Origin of the sequence: Ralstonia flatus (assembly GCF_958439105.1) — a bacterium.
GTDB classification, from domain to species: Bacteria; Pseudomonadota; Gammaproteobacteria; order Burkholderiales; family Burkholderiaceae; genus Ralstonia; species Ralstonia flatus.
This window is the reverse complement of sequence record NZ_CAUDLI010000003.1, coordinates 445,006-461,889: the sequence shown is the minus strand read 5'-3', so window position 1 is coordinate 461,889 and position 16,884 is coordinate 445,006. Positions and strand designations below refer to the sequence as shown.

Sequence of the window (16,884 nt, the reverse complement as noted above, 5' to 3'; positions counted from 1 at the left end):
AAGGACAAGCTCGGGAACGGTGCCCGGCTGGAGACAGGCGCCGCCATGGCCTATACCGGAACACGTTGCCGATTGCGTAGAGCGTGTTTGCCGCCTGGCAGGCAATTTGCATCGGTGGCGCGCGCTGTTCCCCACAGCGCGGGTTGATCCCATCCCCATCCCCCAAAATCCGAGGAGAACCATGAGCGTCCTATCTGACAAGGTTGACGCCCCGCCACCGCAGCCGCCGCACCGGCTGCTCGGGCGCAAAGGCAAACGATTGGCGCGTGCCGTCGCGGTTGGCGCATTGCTGGCGGCGGGCGTTGGCGCGTCGACGCAGCCGGGTGCGCAACTCGCACCGGAATCGCACGCGCGCAAGGTCAAGGTGCTGATCATCAGCATGTTCGCGCCGGAGGCGCAGCCGTGGATCGACAAACTCGGTCTCACGCAGGACGTGCCGGTGCCGGGCCTGTCCATCGACTATCCGAACGTGCATTGCAACGCCAGCGACGTCTGCCAGCTCACCACCGGCATGGGCAAGGCGAATGCTGCGTCGTCGGTGTCGGCGCTGATCTACAGCGGCAAGTTCGATCTGCAGCGCACGTACTTCCTCGTGGCGGGCATTGCGGGGATCGACCCGTCGCAGGGCACGCTGGGCAGCGCCGCGTGGGCGCGCTTCCTGGTCGACAGCGACATCGCGTGGGAGATCGATGCGCGCGAGGTGCCCGCCAGCTGGCCGAACGGTTTCATCGGCATCAACACGCAAGGCCCCGGGCAGAAGCCGCCGCTGGATTACAAGACCGAAGTCTTCCGCGTGAACGAGGTGCTGCTGCAGAAGGCGCTGGCGCTCTCCAAGGGCGCGGTGCTGGATGACAACGCCACCGCGCGGGCTTATCGCGCCAACTACCCGAGCGCACCCGCCAACCAGCCGCCCTCTGTCGTGCAATGCGACACCGCTGCCGGCAATACGTACTGGCACGGTGCCAAGCTGGGCGAGCGTGAAGCCGCGTGGGTCAAGCTGCTGACGGACGGGCAGGGCGCCTACTGCACCACGCAGCAGGAAGACAACGCCACGTTCGAGGCGCTCACGCGCGGTGCGAAGGCGGGCCTGCTCGACCTGCAGCGCGTGGCCGTGCTGCGCACCGCGTCCAACTTCGATCGGCCGTATCCGGGGCAGACGCCGTACGACTCGCTGGTCAACAGCAACTCGGGCGGGTTCGTGCCGTCGCTCAACAACCTGTACCTGGCGGGCGGTCCGCTGGTCAACGAGATCGTCACGCGCTGGAGCGTGTGGAAACACGGAGTGCCCTCGCCATGATCGATTCCCGATTCAAGATGCCCATGCCGCGTGTGCGTACGAGTTTGCGTACGATCGCGAAGCTTTGCGCCGTCGGTGCCGCAGCGCTGACCTTGAACAGCTGCGCGTATGACGGAGTGAAGGTCATCGTCATCAACATGTTCCAGGGCGAAGCCCAACCCTTTATCGACCGCTACGACCTGAAGGAGAAGGTCTATATCTCCGGCCTGTCGCCCGATGCACCGAACATGCTGTGCAACTACGACGGCATCTGCCAGGTCACCACAGGCATGGGCTACGCGAATGCCGCGTCGACGATTTCCGCGCTGCTCTATCGCAGCAAGCTGGATCTCTCGCACACGTACTTTGTGATTGCCGGCATTGCGGGCATCGATCCGGGGCAGGGGACGGTGGGCTCGGCGGCGTGGGCGCGGTATGCGGTTGATTACGGCCTGTCGCACGAGATCGATGCGCGCGAGATGCCGGCCGGCTGGCCGTACGGCTACTTCGGCATCGGCACCAAGGGCCCCGGCCAGAAGCCGCCGATGGACTACCGCACCGAGGTGTTCCAGCTCAACGAGACGCTGCTGCAGAAGGCGTACACGCTGTCGAAATCGGCGACGCTGGAAGACAGCCCCGAGGCCATCGCCTTCCGCAAGAACTACGCATATGCGCCGGCCAACCAGCCGCCTGCCGTCATCCAGTGCGACGTGGCTTCCGCCGACACATGGTGGGCCGGCCGCAACCTCGGACAGCGAGCGCGTGACTGGGTGAAGACGATGACCGACAACAAGGGCACCTACTGCACGACGGCGCAAGAAGACAACGCCACGCTGGAAGTCCTGACGCGCGGCGCCCGTGCCGGCAAGGTCGACTTCAGCCGCGTGGCCCTGCTGCGCGCCGGGTCCGACTTCGATCGTCCATACGACGGCCAGAGCGCCTCCGACGGGCTCATCAACTATGCGCAGCAGGGTGGTTTCGTGCCGGCCACGCACAATCTCGTCAATGCGGCCAAGCCGTTGTTGGACGACATCGTGCAGCACTGGCCCCAGTGGAAACAGGGGGTGCCGGCGAATTAACAGTTGCTGACATCACATTTCAATCTATATAATGCGAATCATCCTCATTTGATGGAAGGCCACGGGCGAATGCCCACCCGCTGACCATCGCTCCAACCGGGCGAGCCAGCGGGTTTCCACCTGCCAGCCAACAGATCGACGCGCCGCGTGATGTTTTGCGGCGCGTTTTCTCTTCTCTCAGCGCATTGCCGCGCGTCCGGTTTCGCCAATCCTGATCGACTCTGTTGCCTGCGATGAACCGTCATCTCACGGCCCGCGCTTTTTCCTGCGCGCTCGCCGCCATTCCTCTTGCCGTTTCCACATTGGCGCATGCCGAAGCAGGCCAGCCGGCCGCAGGCAGCGCCACGGTGGACCTCAACGAGACGACCATCACGGCAGGCAGCCAGCGGGGCTTTGCGGCCAGTACGGCGCAGGTTGGGGCGTTCCGCGGCATGGCGTTGCGCGACATTCCTGCCACAGTGAACGTGGTCACGCGCGAGGCGCTCGACGCGCAGCAGGACACGTCGCTGTACGACGCGGTGCGCAATACGGCGGGCGTGACGCGCCAGCAGTTGTCGGGCGAAACGTTCGACAACCTCGCCATCCGCGGCGTGACGCTGGAGAACCGGACCAATTTCCGCTTCAACGGCTCGATGCCGATGGCAGCACTCACGGCGATCCCGCTGGAAGACAAGGAACGCGTGGAGGTGCTGAAGGGCGTGTCGGCGCTGTATTACGGCTACACGACGCCGGGCGGTGTAGTCAATCTCGTGACCAAGCGGGCGGGCAATACGCCGGTGACGACGCTCGGCATGCAGTTCGACAGCAACGGCACCGCTGTGGGCACGCTCGACGTCGGGCGCCGCTTCGGTGAAGACAATCAGTACGGCATTCGCTTCAACGCCGCGGGTGGCTCGTTGCAGTCGCCTACCAGCGGCATTGACGGCACGCGCCAGCTTGCCGCCGTGGCCTTCGACTGGAAGGTCAACAGCCGCCTGAGCCTGAAAGCCGACGTGGAATATTCGCGCAAGGTCATCACCGAGCAGTCGGTGGTGACGCTGCCCGCCGCGAAAAACGGGGTGATCACCTTGCCGGCCATGCCCGACCCGAGCAAACGGATTTCGCCAGGCTGGGCCGACTTTGATGGCAACAACACCAACGCGTTGCTGCGTGCCGATTACGCGCTCGCCGATGTGTGGCTGCTGACGGTGGAAGGCGGCTTGTCGGAGACGGCGCGCACGCGGGCGTTCTCAGAATTCAAGCTGACCAACGCGCTGACGGGCGCCGGCACGCTGTCCGGCCAGCGCCAGAGCGGTCGCTGGAATACAAGCCACGTGCGGGCCGACGTTTCCGGTACGGAGAAGACGGGTTGGATCACGCATGACCTGACCTTCGGCGTTGCGCGTTCCGACATGCGCCAGGCGGCGGTGTACTCCGACCGCTTTTCCGGCACGCAGAATCTGTACAACCCTGTCGACCTCGGCTGGCTGCCGACCACCGGCACCGGCTTTACGGCCGAGCAGCGCGCCGTGGACACGGGCGTCTACGCGCTGGATCGCATGACGCTATCGGAGCACTGGCAAGTCATCGCCGGCCTGCGCTACACGCGCTACACCAGCGAGCAGGCGCCCAACCGCTACGAGGCCAGCAAGACCACGCCGCTGGGGGCTGTCATCTACAAGTTCACGCCTGCACTGTCGGCGTATGCGTCGTACGCGCAAGGGTTGGAAGCCGGCGCGCGGGCTCCGAACACGGCCGCCAACGCCAACGTGGCCATGCCGCCTGCGCTGTCCGAGCAGAAGGAAGTGGGCGTGCGCTACGAAACGCCGGCCGGCACGCAACTCGCCGCCGCCGTGTACGACATCGACCGCGCGGCGAGCTACACCAACGACGCGAACATCTTCGTGCAGGACGGCCGCGAGCGGATTCGGGGTGTCGAGCTGACTGCGCAGGGCCGCGTCACCAAGGACTTGTCGCTGCTGGCCTCGGCCGGCTGGACGGACGCGAAGTTCCGCGGTGTCGGCAACGGTCTCGACGGAAAAACACCGGAGAACACGCCGCGCAGCACCGCCAGCGTTTTTGCCGAATACACATTGCCGATGCTGCGTTCTGTCTCGTTCAACGCGGGCGCCTACTACCTCGGCCCGCGCCCCGTGAACGACGCCAACCAGGCAGAGCTGGGCGGCACGACGCTCTTCAGCGCCGGCGTGCGCTACGTGACCCGCATTTCGGGCAAGCGCGCGACGCTGCAATTCAATGTCGACAACCTGACCGACAAGCGCTACTGGGCGGGCGCCGGCAACAATCGTCTGTCGATGGGGGCACCGCGCCTCTTCAAGCTCGGCATGAAGATCGATCTGTGAGATCGGTCAGCTGAGGGGGGCAGTCTCGATCTCTGCTTTCCCGTCAGGCTGCAACGGCCTCGCGCGCAGAGGCCTTTGCCGTCGGCTGCGGCTCGCTCAGCAGTTGCACCAGCGCCTGCAGGGCGGGGCCAGCCATGTCGCGGTGCCAGGCAAGCAGCGTGTCGACGCGGCCCGGTTTGCCCAGCGCATGGAGGCTGATTTCCGGCGCGTTCGTATACAGCTCAAGCACCGAGCGCGGCACCAGCGCCACGCCAATCCCAGCCGCCGCGCACGCGATGATGGCGTGGTATGAGCCCAGCTCCAGCACCCGCGACGGCGCCACGCCGTCTGCTGCAAACCAGTCTTCGATCAGCTGCCGATAGGCGCAGCCGGGTTCGAATGCGAGCAGGCCCGTGGTCTGCACATCCGAAGCGCGACGGATCGGCGGATGGGCGCGGTGTGCAATCACCACCAGCTCTTCCGCAAAGGCCGGCAGCGTCGTCATGGCGGCGCGCGTGTTGTTCAGGCACGCGGTTTCGGCAACGAACGCGCAATCGACTTCAAAGTTCGACAGCGCCTGAAGGGAGTGGCGCGTGGTCATCGTCACCAGTTCGAGCTGCACGCGCGGCCAGCGCTGATGCAGCGTGGCGAGCAGGGCCGGCAGGCGGCTGGCCGCCGTGCTTTCCATCGAGGCAATGCGCAGGCGCCCATGCGGCTCGCGCGGCTGCACGGCCTGGCGTGCTTCGGCGGCCAGGCGGAGGATGTCGTCGGCGTAGGTCAGCAGGGTCTGCCCGGCCGGCGTCAGCACCATGCGCTTGCTTTCGCGCACAAACAGTTGCACGCCGAGCGAAGTTTCCAGCTGGCGGATGCGGGTCGTCACATTCGACTGCACGCGATTGAGCTGCTGCGCCGCCCGCGTGACACCGCCTTCGCGCACGACCGTCCGGAAGATCTCGAGCGAGGACAGATCCATGATGTATCTCAAATGCTAATGGGTTTGTTCAATATAATTCATTTTTCAGGATGATCGGCCTTGCGTACGATGAAGTGCCGATTTCCTCATCCAGGCCTTTCCATGGAGCACATCCTGTCGTCCACCTCCGCCGTGTCCGCCGCGCATTCCCAGCGGGCCACCGCCTGGCGCGTGGCGATTGCGGGCATGGTCGCGCTGTCGGTGGCGATGGGCATCGGCCGCTTCGCCTTCACGCCGATCCTGCCGATGATGCTGCACGACGGCAGCCTGACGCTGGCGCAGGGCAGCTGGCTGGCCACTGGCAACTACCTTGGTTATTTCGTGGGCGCGCTGGCCTGCATGGCGGTGCGTGGCGACGCGGCGCGGCTCATCCGCACCGGCCTGGTTGCGACGGTGCTGCTGACGGCCGGAATGGGCGTGCTGCAAGGGCAGTCGGCGTGGCTTCTGCTGCGCTTTGCGGCAGGCATGGCCAGCGCGCTCGTGTTCGTCTTCACGGCCGGCTGGTGCCTGCATCGGCTGACCGAGCTTGGGCATGCGGCGCTTGGCGGCATCATCTTCTGCGGGCCCGGCTTGGGCATCGCCATTCCGGGGCTGGCGGCCAGCGGCATGGTGGCGCTGGGTTGGCACGCCACGTCGGCATGGCTGGCGTTTGGCGTGCTGTCAGCGCTGCTCTCGGCGGCGGTGTGGTCGACCATCCGGCCGGAAACCCATGCGCATGCTGCTCCGGCGCCGGCGGCTTCCGGCGCGGCACCGGGCCTGGATGCGCCCACCAGCGCGCTCACGATTGCCTACGGCCTGGCCGGCTTCGGTTACATCATCACCGCCACGTTCCTACCGGTGATCGCCCGCAAGGTGCTGCCCGCGGGTTCCGTCTGGCCAGACCTGTTTTGGCCGATGTTCGGTGCGGGCGTCGCCCTCGGCGCGTTCCTTTCGACCCGGATCAGTTTGGCGCGCGACAACCGCTCGCTGCTGGCCACGGCATACGCAATGCAAGCGGTGGCCGTGGCGATCAGCATCGTGTGGCCCACGGTGGCCGGGTTGGCGCTGTCCAGCACGCTGCTCGGCCTGCCGTTCACCGCGATCACGCTGTTCGCCATGCGCGAGGCGCGCCGGCTGTGGCCGCATGCGGCGCCCCGTCTGATGGGCTTGATGACGGCCGCGTATGGCATCGGCCAGATCGCAGGGCCGCCGCTGGCAAACCGCCTGTTTGCCGCCACGGGCGGCTTCAATGCATCGCTGGCGGTGGCGGCGGTGTCGCTCGTGGCGGGCGTGGTGATCTTCGTTGCGGTCAGGCGCGCGTCGCCCGCGCGTGCGTGATGCGCGGCATGTGAAGGCGCCCACCACGCGGTCGACGCGCCCGTTCTAGAATGCCTCCTCCATTGGAGGAGCCTCATGTCTTTTGCCTTGCGCCCCGATGCCGTTGTGCCCGGCGGCGAGATCAGCCAGGCCGAACGCGCCGTGCGGGTCGACCTTGCCGCCGCGTACCGACTGGCCGCGCTCAACGGTTGGGACGACCTTGTCTACACCCATCTGTCGGCCACCGTGCCCGGCGAGCCTGATCACTTCCTGATCAACGCGTTCGGCCTCGCGTTCGACGAGATCACCGCATCCAACCTGGTCAAGATCAATGGCCGCGGCCAGCTCGTCGGCGACTGGCCCGATGCGGCAGCACGCCCGTCCGTCAACGTGACGGGTTTTGCGTTGCACGCTGCAGTGCATGCCGCGCGGCCCGACGCGCAGTGTGTGGTCCATCTGCATAACACGGCGGGCATTGCCGTGTCCGCGCAGAAGCACGGGCTGCTGCCGCTGTCTCAGCATGCGCTGCGGTTTCACCGGTGCATCGCCTATCACGATTACGAAGGTCTTGCCTTTACGCCGGAGGAGGGCGCGCGCCTCACCGCGTCGCTCGGCCATCATTTCGCCATGCTGCTGCGCAATCACGGCACCCTCACCATCGGCCGGACCGTGGCCGAGGCGCACGTGCTGATGGCCACGCTCATCAAGGCATGCGAGATCCAGATTCACGCGCTTGCCGGCGGCGAGGTCGTCGCGCCCGCGCCGGAAGTGGCAGAGCGTGCGGCAGAGCAGCTCGAAGATGGCGGCGCCATCGAAGGCGTGATCGAGTGGCCGGCGCTGTTGCGCAAACTGGATAAAATCGACGCTTCATATCGCGACTGACGCGACTGGCACAACCGCCGCGACTGTCAAAGCGATTCACCAAACAGGAGACACCATGCCGACTTTCCATATCGAGATGTTCGAGGGCCGCAGCGTTGAGCAGAAAAGGAAGCTCGTCGAAGAAGTGACGCGCGTCACGTGTGAATCGCTGGGCTGCGCGCCGGGCGCCGTCGACATCATCATCACCGACATCAAGCGCGAAAACTGGGCCACCGGCGGCGTGCTGTGGTCCGAACAGAAGTAACCCGTCCTCTTCCACTCCCATTTGCCGGTCCGCCATGCAGCCCATGCAGCATTTCGCCTCAGACAACTACGCGGGCTTCTGCCCGGAGTCGCTGAAGTATTTCCTGGAGGCCAATGGCAGCGGCCACGAGCCGGCCTATGGCGATGATTCCTGGACGCAGCGCGTGTGCGACCGCATCCGCGACCTGTTCGAGACCGACTGCGAAGTTTTCTTCGTCTTCAACGGCACGGCCGCCAATTCGCTGGCGCTGTCGTCGCTGTGCCAGTCGTATCACTCCGTGATCTGCCACGAGCTGGCGCACATCGAAACCGACGAATGCGGCGGTCCGGAGTTCTTCTCCAACGGCTCCAAGCTGCTGACCGCCAAAGGCGAAAACGGCAAGCTCACGCCGGATGCGGTCGAAGCGCTCGTCACGCGGCGCTCCGATATCCACTATCCCAAACCCAAAGTCGTTTCGCTGACGCAGTCAACGGAAGTCGGCACCGTCTACACCGTCGACGAGGTGCGCGCGATTGCCGCGATTGCCAAGCGCCGGCAGCTGCGCGTGCACATGGACGGCGCGCGTTTTGCGAATGCGGTGGCAACGCTGGGCGTGCATCCGTCCGAGATCACTTGGCGCGCCGGCGTGGATGTGCTGTGCTTTGGCGGCACGAAGAACGGTCTGCCCGTCGGCGAGGCCGTGGTCTTTTTCGACCGCCGCCTGGCGGAAGATTTTGCCTATCGCGTCAAGCAGGCCGGGCAGCTTGCGTCGAAGATGCGCTTCATCTCGGCGCCGTGGCTGGGTTTGCTCGAGAACGACGTGTGGCTGCGCAACGCGCGTCACGGCAACGCGATGGCGCAGCTGCTGCACGCGCGCATTGCCGACGTGCCGGGCGTGCGCATCATGTTCCCGACCGAATCGAACGCCGTGTTTGCCGAGCTGCCGCTACCCGCCATCGAGACGCTGCGCGCGCGCGGCTGGCGCTTCTACACGTTCATTGGTGCGGGCGGTTGCCGCCTGATGTGCTCGTGGGACGTGCAACCCGAGACGGTGGAAGCCTTCGCCGCCGATATTCGCGCAGCCTGCGCGCAGGCCGTTTAATCGATCTGACTGCCATGAGCTTCGACTACCGTTTCTGTCCGCAATGCGCCACGCCGCTCGTCGAGCAGCACAACGCCGGCCGCTTGCGCATCGCGTGCCCGGCGCAGGACTGCGGCTTCGTGCACTGGAACAATCCGTTGCCTGTCCTGGCGGCGGTTGTCGAATATCGCGGGCAGATGTTCCTGGCGCGCAACGCACTGTGGCCGGAGGGCATGTTCGCGCTCGTCACGGGCTTTCTCGAACGCGACGAGACGCCCGAAGAGGGCATCGCGCGGGAGCTGAAGGAAGAGACGAACCTCGACGCACAATCGATCTCGCTGATCGGCGTGTATGAGTTCATCCGCAAGAACGAACTCATCATTGCGTACCACGTGGTGGCCGATGGCGAGATCGCGTTGTCGGAAGAGTTGGTCGAATATCGCCTGAAGCCGTTTGAGAAAGTCCGTCCGTGGACGGCCGGCACCGGCTATGCCGTCGCCGATTTCCTGACCGCGCGCGGCCTGCCGGTCAGCTACATCGACATCCGTACCGGCGAACCGGCCGAGCCGCCGCCGCGCCAGTGGCAACCCACGCGGCTCGTTACAATCCCGGAATGACTGATGCGAGCGGCACTGCGCCGCTTGCCCGTACCACTGAGGAAGACATGGAGTTTCAAAAGGAAATCGACGCGCGCGGCCTGAATTGCCCGCTGCCCATTCTGCGCACGAAGAAGGCGCTTGCCGACATGCAAAGCGGCGACGTGCTCAAGATTCTTGCCACCGACCCCGGCGCCACGCGGGACTTCCAGGCCTTCGCCAAGCAGACCGGCAACGAGCTGCTGGAGCACAGCGAGCACGACAAGGTGTTCACGTTCTATATGCGCCGTCGCTGATCTGGCAGCGCGTTCAAAGAAAACGGGGCGATCCGGTTTGGCTGGATCGCCCCGTTTTCGTTTGGCGGCAGATTTTTTTATCGGCTGCGTGCGACTACTTGCGCGCTTCCATCGCCATGCGCAGCGCCAGGCTCGTCAGCACGGTGCCCATCAGGTAGCGCTGCACCGACAGCCAGCTCGGCTTGCGCGAGAGAAACGCGGCGATGCTGCCCGCCGTCGCGGCGATCATCGAATTAACGGTCACGCTGACGCAGATTTGCGTCACGCCCAGGCACACCGACTGCACCAGCACGCTGCCGTGCGCCGGCTCGATGAACTGCGGCAGCAGCGACAGATACAGCACCGCCACTTTCGGGTTGAGCAGGCTGGTCAGCAAGCCCATCGTGTAGAGCTTGCGCGGGCTGTCCATCGGCAGTTCGCGCACCTGGAACGGCGCCCGGCCGCCCGGCCGCACCGCCTGCCAGGCGAGGTACAGCAGATAGATCGCCCCGCCAAAGCGCAGCGCATCGTAGGCAAACGGCACGGCCATCAGCAAGGCAGTGATGCCGAATGCGGCGCACAGCATGTAGAACACGAAGCCCGTGGCGATGCCCGCCAGCGACACGAGCCCGGCGTTGCGCCCTTGGCAGATCGAGCGCGAGATCAGGTAGATCATGTTCGGGCCCGGCGTCAGCACCATGCCAAGCGCAACCAGGGCAAACGTAAGCAGATTGGTGAGGGTGGGCATGGCGGAGGCGCAATCGGCGGCAAAGGGGAGGAGCTTGTAGGCTAGCACCCGCTATCGATGGCCGGACAGGTACAGAAAATCACAAAAATCGGCAATTTTGTATTGGTCCACTAACGGCTCAGGCGGCGCAGGCCGCACTCGAAAATCCACTGTTACATCCTTAACGTGCTTCGTCACAGCCTGGAGCGGAGGGGCGGCATAGAGTGGAAACAAGGTCCGGCATGTCCGGACGCTTCAAGGAGCCAATCCATGCAAAAGACCAAGTTACTGATGTCGTTGATGCTGGCCGTCTCTGCGCTCGCACCGCTGACCAGCCATGCGCAAGAGCGCGACCACCGCTGGGACCGCGATCGCCACGAAGAACGTGTCGATATGGACCGTCGAGCCGATCGCGAGATGGCTCACCGGTGGAACCGCGGTGAGCGCATTCCCCCCGAATACCGTGATCGGCAATACGTCATCGACGACTGGCGCGAGCATCGTCTTTCGCCTCCGCCGCGCGGTTACCACTGGGTCGGTGTGGACGGCGGCTACTACCTGGTGAGACCAGATGGCCTTGTCTTCAATGTGACGATCGGCGGCTGACACAGCGTTCCGCTCATGAAAAACCCGCGACTGCGAAAGCGTCGCGGGTTTTTCATTTTTTGGTGAGGGCGAGCTGCCCGGAAGGCCCGGCTTACAGAATGCTGAACGATCGGCGACGGCGCGCCATGCGTGCGTCATCGGCGTTGTTGAAGGTATGCCGAAACCATTCCTCCCCCCATCCCCTGATCCCCATGCGCCTGCATTTTCTCCTTCCCGTCGTGCTGTTCACGGCGTTGCCTGCTCATGCCGAGCTTCTTATCAGCGAGTACGTAGAAGGCAGCTCGAACAACAAAGCCATCGAAATCTACAACCCCGACGGCACCGAGGCCGATCTGTCGGTCTACAAGATCGAGCAGTACAACAATGGCGCCAGCACGCCCACCGCTTCGTTTTCGCTCTCCGGCAAGCTGGCGCCCGGGGCCGTTCACGTGATGGCCCACAGCACGCTGGCAAGCGCGCTCGGCACGCGCGTCAACCAGGCCGCGGCGTTCTCGTTCAACGGCGACGACGCGCTCACGCTCACACGCTCCGGCATCGTTGTCGATCGCATCGGCCAGGTCGGCTATCAGCCGCCGTCCGGCTTTTGGGGCACAGCCAGCGCTGGCACCAAGGACCACACGCTGCGCCGCAAAGGCACGGTGAAGACGGGCGACACGAACATCACGGCGGCCTTTGACCCATCTCTGCAATGGGATGTGTTCAACGTCGACGACTTTTCCGATCTTGGCCTGTACAACGGGCAAGGTACCGTCACACCACCGCCTGCCGCTGCCGTGTGCGGGGCGCCGGCAACACACCTTGCAGACGTGCAGGGCGCCGGCGCGACTTCGCCGCTGACCGGCCAGAACGTCGAGATCGAAGCGGTCGTGACCGCCGACTACAGCGGCACGAACGGCTTCAACGGCTTCTTCGTGCAACAACCCGACGCACAGCGCCGCAGATTGCCCGGCGTGTCGGAAGGGCTGTTCGTCTATGCGCCGGGCGTCAGCGCGCGCGCTGGAGACCTCGTCCACCTCGTCGGCAAGGTCGAGGAAAAGTACGGCCAAACGCAACTGACGCTGGCCACGAACGGCATCGCAAGCTGCGCCAGCGGCCACAGCGTGACGCCCGTCGATGTGACATTGCCCGTGGCCGACGCCAAGGCGCTGTCGGCATATGAAGGAATGCTCGTGCGCCTGCCGCAAACGCTGACGGTGAGCGAAACGTACGAGTTGGGGCGCTATGGCAGCGTGCTGCTCAGCAACGGCCGCCTGCCGCTGCCCACAAACGTGGCGCCTGCCGCGAATGGCGCGGCAGCGCAGGCCGCGGCCAATGCGCTGAACCGCATCGTGCTCGACGATGGCTCCAATCAGCAGAATCCGGGCACCGTGCGCTATCCGGCGCCGGGCTTGTCGGCCGCCAACCCCGTGCGCGCCGGCTACACGGTGAGCGGCGTGCAGGGCGTGCTGGAAATGCGCTACAACGCCTGGCGCCTGCAGCCCGTGCCGGGCGCCGCCGCACCGGCTTTCAATGCCGCCGGGAACCCGCGTGCCGGCGCTCGTGCGCGCCACGCCCAGGCCGATGTGCGCGTGGCGTCGTTCAACGTGCTGAACTACTTCAACGGTGACGGCAAAGGTGCCGGCTTCGACGATCCGGCCAATCGAGGGGCCAAGACACAGGTCGAGTTCGAACGCCAGGAAGCCAAGATCGTCGCCGCCATCCGCGCCATCGACGCCGACGTGGTCGGCCTGATGGAAATCGAGAACGACGGCTACGGCAGCCTCAGCGCCATCCGCCGCCTGACGAGCCAGCTTGGCACCGACTGGCGCTACGTCGATCCGGGCGTGCCGAAGCTCGGCGGCGATGCGATCACGGTGGCGATCATCTACAACGGCCGCACCGTCGAGCCGGTCGGCGTGCCGGCCACTCTGGCCATCGACGACAAGAACCGCCAGCCGCTGGCGCGCAGCTTCCGGCGCATCGGCGGCACGCAAAACTTCACCGTCGTCGTCAATCATCTGAAGTCGAAGGGCTGCTCCGGCGCGACCGGCAAGGACGCCGACCAGCGCGATGGCCAAAGCTGCTGGAACCCCACCCGCGTCCGTGCCGCCGGCCTGATCGCCGACTGGCTGGCGACCTCGCCGACCGGTGTGGCGGACATCGGCAAGCTCCTCATCGGCGACCTCAACAGCTATGCCAAGGAAGACCCCATCCTGCTGTTCGCCGACAAGGGCTATGCCGACATGGTGGCGAAGTTCGTCGGCAAGGATGCGTACAGCTACGTCTATGGCGGCGAAGCCGGCTACATCGACCATGCGCTGGCCACCCCGGGCCTGGCCGAGCGTGTGCGCGCCGTGCACGAGTGGCACATCAACGCCGATGAGCCGATTGCGCTGGAATACTCGTTCGCCTACAAGAGCGCCGAACAGCAGCAGACGTTCTACGCGCCGGACGCCTACCGCTCGTCGGACCACGATCCGGTGCTGGTCGATCTCGCGCTCAATACGCAAGCCGCAGGTGGCGGCACGAGTCCGGAAGGCGATGGGGCGGCGGGTGGTGCCCCAGGCAGCAATGGGGAGGGGGGTGCCGGTGCGGTGGACCCGATCCTCGGGCTCGCACTGGCCGCAGCTGCGGTAGCCCTGGCGCGGCGTCGTGCGTGTCGGCCTTGATCGACCGCGAATCCGTGCCCCTCGCTGGCCGTCCGATGCCGCCCGAATGCGCTTTTCAGCCCCTCCGCCTCTGGACTGAATTAAGCTTGTCAAATGACAAGGCCGGCAGCATTGCAGGTGCGACATGCCGGTGCAATCGATTTCGATATGGCGACTGGGGATGCTGTGAACAATGTAGCGGCGATGGTGCGCGCGCTGATTCTGGGCGGTTGGCTTGGCTTGACGTCCGCGGGCAGCCACGCGGCAGCGACCTCGCTATTCACGCCGGAAGAACATGCGTGGATTGCCACGCATCCGGTGGTGCATACCTGTGTCGATGCACAGTGGCGCCCGTTCGAGTTTGCCGAAGGCGGCAAGGTCGTCGGCATCGTTCCGTCGTTCCTCGATGCGGTTTCGGATCTGAGCGGGCTGCGCTTCGAATATGTCGACGGCGCGTGCTGGAAGGGCTCCATCGCAGCGTTGAAATCAGGCAGCATCGACATGCTGCCCGACTGGGGCAAGGATTTCGATACGGCACCGCACCGGGACGGTTTCATTGCAAGCACGCCGTACTACGTCGGCACCATCGCAATCGTCACGGCCGAGCGTGAAAATATGTTCGCCGGCTTCCCGCAACTTGCCGGCAAGCGGGTTGCCATCAAAGGCGGTGGCGGCCTCGAACTTGCAATTCGCCACAGCCGTGTGCCGGTGACATTGCTGACGTTCCAGGACGAGTCGGATGCGCTGGACGCAGTCGCAAACGATGATGCGGACGCCGCCCTCGGGACCGACGCGTCAATCCTTCCGCAACTGAATCGCCAGTTCAAGGGGCGGCTTTTTCTCTCGGGCAGCATCTGGGATCGTCCCTATGCGCTGACGATGGTCACGCGCCAGGACAACGCCGTGCTCGCGTCGATTCTCGATAAGGCGCTCACCGCCATTCCGGCATCAGAGGCCGATGCAATCCGGCACCGATGGCAGGAAACCACCGACTACGGTGCACCGTCGCTCTCGTCGATCCTCCATTACCGATGGCGGCAGGTTGCCCTGGTTGGCGGTGTTGTGCTGGCCTTCGCGGTTCTGGCATACGTGCTGTGGCGCGCGCGCGTTGCGGCCGTCCGTAGTGAGCGCGACAAGGCGATGTTCCTCGCTTTCATCAGCCACGAGATCCGCACGCCGATGCACACCATCCTTGCGTCGCTGGAGCTGCTGCAGCGCTCGCAGCTGACCGGCGAGCAGGCGAACCGTGCGAATGCAGCGGTCTCGGCATCGGAAACACTCCTGGCGCTGCTCGACGATGTTCTCGAATACTCGCGCCTCGAATCGCGGAGCGTGACGCTCGCGCCGCAGCCAACGGAGATCGGGCCGTGGGCCCAGCAGACCCTCGACATGGTGCGTTGGCGCTCGGAGGAGAAGAAGCTGGCGCTCTTCCTTGATCTAGCGTGCGCGCCAGCTTTCAGCGTAGACATCGATGCCATGCGCGTGCGGCAGATCGTCCTGAACCTGTTGGTGAATGCGATCAAGTTCACCGAGGCCGGCAAGGTGGTTCTGCGCGTCGACTACCTGCGCGGCAAGCGCCGCGGTACTGGCACGCTTGTGCTCGAAATCCGCGACACGGGCATGGGCATCCCCCCGGAACGTCAACGGCATATCTTCGAGCCCTACGCGCGTGTGGAAAGCCCGGGCAACCGCGGTGCCAGCGGCACTGGGCTGGGCCTGTCGATCTGCCGCGAATTGGTCGACCTGATGAAAGGCGTGATCACGGTCAGCAGCAGCCCGGAGATCGGCACGGTATTCACCGTCATGCTGCCCACGCGCGAGCCGCATGCCGACGGGGTATCGCAGCGAGGTGCGGTCGAATCGTCTGCTTCCGTGGCGCACGCGATATCGCCGGTTCGGGCTCACAAGCCGCTGGTGCGTGAACCGAAAGATGGACCCCTTATCTTGGTCATCGATGATCACGAGGCGGTGCAGCACGCGATCCAGCATCAGCTCGCCGCACTGGCTTGCAGGTCGACCATCGCCGGCACCGGCGAGGCGGCGCTCGAACACTTCACGTCGACAGTGTTTGACATGGTGCTGCTCGACTGCAACCTGCCGGGCATCGACGGCTATACCGTTGCGCAGCGCATGCGCGAGATCGAAAGCCAGCGCGGGGGCGAACGCACGCCGATTGTGGCGATCTCCGCCGCGGCTGACGATGCGCATCGCGCACGGTGCTTCGACAGCGGCATGGACGGCGTCCTGGGCAAGCCGCTGCGCCTTGCCGCCTTACGGGAACTGATCGAACTCTGGTGCGGCCATGGCGATTCCGGCTCCAACGCGGCGCCGGAAGAAGACCCGCTGCAGCCGGCGACGGACGTGCATGCGATTTATCGGCAGACGATGAAGACCGATCTCGAGATGCTCTCCCAGGGCGTCGCAGATGGGAATATCGAGCAGGCACGTCGAGCGGCGCATCGGATTGTCGGTGCAGCTGCTGTTGTGGAAGATCTGCCGACGCGCAATGTGGCGAGCGCGCTTGAGCGACATCTTTCGGCGCCCTCCGGCACGATCACCGCGGAGATTCAAGCGCTGGTCGCAGAGCTCCAATCGCTGCACGGGGCCGGTACAGCCGAGGCCTGATCTTTTCTCTCGGGGGCGCCTTGCTTTGATTTAGCGCTCCCGACACGCTGTTCCCCCTGCGGGCGGCCGTCTAGCGCCTTGTACTTCTGCAAGGTCCAAGTTCTCCACGGCACCGACAATTGAGCCGCCGCCTTCACGGCGAGAAAGCTCTGCACGTCAATGGCGTGAGACGTGCGATCAAATGCCCCAATCTTGCCCGCTTTTCAGAGCAGTCTGATATGGCGCGAGCGCCTTGCTTGGAATACTTGCGCCTGCCTTCTTCGATAGGCATTTGTTCTCGACCAAGTTCAGGCACCT

Annotated in this window: 14 protein-coding genes; 12 read left to right on the top strand and 2 right to left on the bottom strand. The window is 65.1% G+C overall.

Annotated features, from left to right (window positions below; genetic code table 11):
- Positions 1-181 precede the first annotated feature (181 nt).
- The 3 genes from R2676_RS09170 (at position 182) to R2676_RS09160 (ending at position 4,697) form a co-directional block, all read left to right on the top strand.
- Positions 182-1,297, top strand: coding sequence for a purine-nucleoside phosphorylase (locus R2676_RS09170; RefSeq protein ID WP_206275618.1), 1,116 nt, complete (start codon positions 182-184; stop codon positions 1,295-1,297).
- Positions 1,294-2,355, top strand: a complete 1,062-nt coding sequence (locus R2676_RS09165; protein ID WP_206275617.1) for a purine-nucleoside phosphorylase — start codon at positions 1,294-1,296, stop codon at positions 2,353-2,355. Before R2676_RS09170 ends, R2676_RS09165 begins: the two co-directional genes overlap by 4 nt.
- A 233-nt stretch (positions 2,356-2,588) precedes the next feature.
- On the top strand, positions 2,589-4,697 hold the full coding sequence (locus R2676_RS09160; protein ID WP_206275616.1) for a TonB-dependent siderophore receptor: 2,109 nt from the start codon (positions 2,589-2,591) through the stop codon (positions 4,695-4,697).
- 43 nt (positions 4,698-4,740) lie between these two features.
- Here the strand turns inward: R2676_RS09160 and R2676_RS09155 are convergent, their stop codons facing one another.
- Entirely contained in the window at positions 4,741-5,649 is a 909-nt protein-coding gene (locus R2676_RS09155; protein ID WP_206275615.1) for a LysR family transcriptional regulator, read from the bottom strand.
- Between the two features lie 102 nt (positions 5,650-5,751).
- Here R2676_RS09155 and R2676_RS09150 point away from each other — a divergent pair, with 102 nt between their 5' ends.
- The 6 genes from R2676_RS09150 to R2676_RS09125 all read left to right on the top strand — a co-directional run bounded on the left by R2676_RS09150 (position 5,752) and on the right by R2676_RS09125 (position 10,023).
- Positions 5,752-6,966, top strand: a complete 1,215-nt coding sequence (locus tag R2676_RS09150) for a YbfB/YjiJ family MFS transporter (protein WP_206275614.1) — start codon at positions 5,752-5,754, stop codon at positions 6,964-6,966.
- 75 nt (positions 6,967-7,041) lie between these two features.
- The gene (locus R2676_RS09145) at positions 7,042-7,827 is read left to right on the top strand and encodes a class II aldolase/adducin family protein (RefSeq protein ID WP_206275613.1); all 786 of its coding nucleotides are present in this window, start codon (positions 7,042-7,044) and stop codon (positions 7,825-7,827) included.
- 55 nt (positions 7,828-7,882) lie between these two features.
- Positions 7,883-8,071: a 4-oxalocrotonate tautomerase gene (locus R2676_RS09140; protein ID WP_004629375.1), complete on the top strand. Its 189-nt coding sequence runs from the start codon at positions 7,883-7,885 to the stop codon at positions 8,069-8,071.
- A gap of 43 nt (positions 8,072-8,114) precedes the next feature.
- Entirely contained in the window at positions 8,115-9,152 is a 1,038-nt protein-coding gene (locus R2676_RS09135; RefSeq protein WP_206275771.1) for a threonine aldolase family protein, read from the top strand.
- A gap of 14 nt (positions 9,153-9,166) precedes the next feature.
- Positions 9,167-9,748 carry an NUDIX domain-containing protein gene (locus R2676_RS09130; protein ID WP_206275612.1) on the top strand — a complete coding sequence of 194 codons (582 nt, stop codon included), beginning with the start codon at positions 9,167-9,169 and terminating at the stop codon, positions 9,746-9,748.
- A gap of 47 nt (positions 9,749-9,795) precedes the next feature.
- A complete protein-coding gene (locus R2676_RS09125) occupies positions 9,796-10,023 on the top strand; it encodes a sulfurtransferase TusA family protein (protein ID WP_004629370.1) in 228 nt (75 codons plus the stop codon).
- A 94-nt stretch (positions 10,024-10,117) separates the two neighbouring features.
- Here the strand turns inward: R2676_RS09125 and R2676_RS09120 are convergent, their stop codons facing one another.
- Positions 10,118-10,750 (bottom strand): LysE family translocator, encoded by a 633-nt coding sequence (locus tag R2676_RS09120; RefSeq protein WP_027677897.1) that lies wholly within the window; start codon positions 10,748-10,750, stop codon positions 10,118-10,120.
- 249 nt (positions 10,751-10,999) lie between these two features.
- Between R2676_RS09120 and R2676_RS09115 the strand changes: the two genes are divergently transcribed.
- The 3 genes from R2676_RS09115 (at position 11,000) to R2676_RS09105 (ending at position 16,587) form a co-directional block, all read left to right on the top strand.
- Positions 11,000-11,335 (top strand): RcnB family protein, encoded by a 336-nt coding sequence (locus R2676_RS09115; RefSeq protein WP_206275611.1) that lies wholly within the window; start codon positions 11,000-11,002, stop codon positions 11,333-11,335.
- 191 nt (positions 11,336-11,526) lie between these two features.
- Entirely contained in the window at positions 11,527-13,983 is a 2,457-nt protein-coding gene (locus R2676_RS09110) for an ExeM/NucH family extracellular endonuclease (protein ID WP_206275610.1), read from the top strand.
- Between the two features lie 183 nt (positions 13,984-14,166).
- Positions 14,167-16,587, top strand: a complete 2,421-nt coding sequence (locus R2676_RS09105) for an ATP-binding protein (RefSeq protein WP_316887243.1) — start codon at positions 14,167-14,169, stop codon at positions 16,585-16,587.
- Positions 16,588-16,884: the final 297 nt, after the last annotated feature.